This window comes from Streptomyces sp. NPDC008121, from assembly GCF_042957155.1.
In the GTDB taxonomy this organism is placed as follows: Bacteria; Actinomycetota; Actinomycetes; order Streptomycetales; family Streptomycetaceae; genus Streptomyces.
In genome coordinates, this window is record NZ_JBIBHT010000049.1 from 1 (window position 1) to 3,355 (window position 3,355).

The 3,355-nt window shown below is 67.6% G+C and carries 1 protein-coding gene and 1 pseudogene; both read right to left on the reverse strand.

The genetic code is table 11. The annotated features are described in order from the left end of the window. Positions 1–566 precede the first annotated feature (566 nt). Positions 567–794, reverse strand: a pseudogene (locus tag ACFZBD_RS35105) (IS5/IS1182 family transposase); the annotation flags it as partial. Positions 795–866: 72 nt separating this feature from the next. Continuing rightward, positions 867–2,078, reverse strand: a complete 1,212-nt coding sequence (locus tag ACFZBD_RS35110; RefSeq protein ID WP_391147778.1) for an ATP-binding protein — start codon at positions 2,076–2,078, stop codon at positions 867–869. Positions 2,079–3,355: the final 1,277 nt, after the last annotated feature.

The window sequence follows — 3,355 nt, forward strand, 5'->3', positions numbered from 1 at the left end:
CGGGTCACGTGACCCGGCTGCCCGGCCGCTGCCGCGCAGCCGCCGCACCTCCGGCAAGCCCGCCACACCACACCGGGCCGGACGGCCGTGCCGGCCTCCGCAGCGCTCTCGACACCGTTCGAGACTCGCCGGCGCCGGCCTTCTCCACCCGCCCAGCCCCGCCTGGCCACACCCGCCAGCCTCCGCCGTGTCCACGTCCCCGGCTGCGCCGTACAAACCGCACAGGCCGCTACCGTTCCCGCACCCGCCGCCCGGACCCATGCCGTGCCACCCGTCGCCGGGCGCGTCGGGCGGCTCGACATTCCCTCCACGCTTCCCGCAGCCCTCATACCCGCCCTGATCACCCTCTCCGCCGTCCGCAGCATCCGCAAGACTCCCCGCCTGCCGACGGCATCCTTGACCTGCGCCGCCGCAAGGCCGCTGCCCGCCAACGCATCAGCGTCCTGTTCGCCATGCTCCGCGACGGCACCTTTTACGAACCTCGCGAGCCCAGGACCGCCGCCCTCGCCGCACGAACCCCAACCCGACGATATTTAACTCAAACCCGGCACGACAGGGTTGACGAAACCCATAGAGGCACCCCCCTCTTTTGCCCTGACGCGGGCGGAGCCGAGGACGGCGCGGGAGAGGCCGGGCAGGCCGGCGTCGTCGAGGCGGTGCAGGATCTCCTCGTGCAGCCGGCCCCGCACCCCGGCACGGGACCAGATCAGCAACCGGCGGTGGGCGGTCGAGTTCGATACCCCGAAGCAGGGTGGCAGAGACCGCCAGGCACACCCGCTGATCAGAGCATGCAGAGGCCTCAGCGTCGCGCGAATGCCCGCGACAGCTAGCCAGACCGAGGCGGCGTCAGAGGTTACAGAGCAAGATCAGAACGGAATTCCTACGGTGGCCACCGTTCCGTTGGGGATGTTGCGGCTGATCTGAAAATATCCTCCGGCTTCCTCGATCCTGATACGGTGGGACGCCAGTCCGATGTGGCCCTCTGTGATGCTTCTGTCCATGTTCTCAGAAGTGATTCCGACGCCGTCATCGCTGATCGTTAGCTGCACCATCTCCCCAATGGCGCGGAGCTCCACAGACACTTGCCCGGCATGAGCATGTTTGACGATATTATTGAATAGCTCTCTCGCCGTTCGATATATCAGCTGGTCTGCCCGCCCAGCTGTCTCCGTCCGGTAGTCTGCAACGATTGAAAAACCCCCTCTTTCAGCTGTCTCGGCAGCCAGACTCCTGAGAGCTGGGCCGAGGCCCGCATTCTCGAGAACCGCGGGGTAAAGCGTGTTGACGGAGCTTCGGAGCTGTGTGCTGGCATCCGCAAGGGCTGTGCGGGTGCGGCGCAGATTCTCCGCCGCACCGGGGAGGTCCTGCAGTTCATCGAGATCTTGCCGGGCCGCGAGAACGTTTTGCAGGGCACCGTCGTGCAGGATCTCCGCCAGGGCGCTGCGCTCCCGGTCCTCTGCCGACATCACCCGTGCGACCAGGACGCTGCGGTCGGCTGCCAGCCGGATGATGCTGTTCATTTTATCCCGCTGGATCCACGACAGCAGGACGCAGGCGCCGCCGACCACAAGGATCATCTGCCCAAGGAAGAGCGCTTCCGCCCAGTGCGGGTCACCCGAGCCGCTGCGTCCGGCCGCCACGCCGGCTGAGAATGCCGCCGTCGCCGCTACGGTCGCAGCCATCGTCACCCCTGGGCGGTACTGGAAGGCCGCGAGCAGCGGGACACAGATAAATACATTATGAGGCAGAGACATTTCTTCTGAAAACTGGCCTGCGACTGCCAGGATTCCTGTCATCGCGGCAAGATCTACTGCAAGGGGGACCCACACGGCATCAAGCCACCTGACCGTGTTCACGAGCAGCAGGACCGTGCTCCACCCTGCATACGCCCCAATAGCGATAAACGATGCGGGGAAATGCGTGTCCGGCGGGAAGAGGTCGGCAACCATGTTGAGCACAATGAACAGCCGCAGAAGCCCTTGGGCGAGCTGGGCGCGGCGCTGGTACGGGGCGATCACGGCGTCTACGCTGTCCGCCGGGCCGTGGCGCTCTGTCAGCAAAGAACGCCCGCTGGTCATGCTCCTGATGAATGAAGCCAATTGCGCCTCCCGGTGAACGTCAATGCATTCTTCAGCAGCGCGCTACCTTCACGCCAGAACGACATGCAGCAAGGAGAACTGCCTGCCCGGAGCCAACGACGACCAACGAATGTCAGCCTGCAGCGATACCCGACAGCGGAAAGGGGCTGTGTGGGGGCGTCCGAGGTGCCGCTTGGAGGGCACCTGGAACGTTCCGGCGGCGTCTGCTCTTGCCTTGCCCAGTCCATTCCCTGCTCCCGGCCGTCCCGCCGGTCCGCGGCCGGCGCTCCGGCAGCCCGACACGGTGCTTGGGGTTCCGACGGCTGCGGATCCGCTGGCGACGACATCCATGAGGCGTTCCTCAGCCTTGCTGCTCACTCATCTGCTGCCGGCGGAACCGCGCTCTGCGGATGCCTGCGGACGCGATGCGCTCCAGGCATCCGCAGTACCGGGCAGGGAACCGCTGCGTGTCCTCTATAGCGGCCCGCCTCACAGAGCAGGCCGGCCCGCGTTAACGGTCCGGCCTTTGGCCCCTGCCGAGCACTCGAGCAGGAGACTTCCATTGTCCAGCACATGTGCACTTCCCGCCCATTGCCACCCGCTGGCCCTGATGATCCCGGCCACGACGCCACGACGCCACGACGGCATCCCGCGCCGGCCCCCGGCGGAGCCTCGCCAGCCGGGCGAGCCGTCCCCGGCACCCTGACGAGCAGCACGGCGCTCTGAGCGGCACTCTGCGCAGACTCTGGAGACGGGCATCACCGCAGAGGACTGCTACCGGCCCCGTCCGCCCACGCGAGGATCCACCGCGCCATCTGCCGCGTGCGCGCCACCGGGGCAGAAGCGACGGCCCCGCTCACCGTCGGGGCAGAACTGACCCGGCGCGAAACGAGCTCCGCCAAGGCCGGCGGGGCGGCCTCCTGCACACCTGCGTCCAGGCGGTGCCCAGCGCCGCGAACGGCCCGGCGCAGGCGGAGATCGCCCGGGCCAGGGCATGCCAGCGCACCACGATCGAATCCGCGCACGAGATCCTCCAGCACGCCTGCAGCGGAGGAAGGCGACGACTCAGACATGCCCCGGCCTGAACACCCCCGACCGCCCGCGGTGGCGGCCTCTGCCTCGATTTCGTCTCCGGGCTGGAGGAAATCCAGAGCGGACGGAAGAGCCGGCTTACCTACGGACTGGCCGGCCTGGACACTATGACCTCCGGCATGCGCCCTGGGAACGTCACCGCCACCGCAGTCCAGCCCCGCCCTCGCTCTCAACGCTGCCGTGGC

Excerpts from the sequence above, each read along its gene's own strand:
- ACFZBD_RS35110 (WP_391147778.1), bottom strand. The coding sequence starts at position 2,078 with ATGACCAGCGGGCGTTCTTTGCTGACAGAGCGCCACGGCCCGGCGGAC.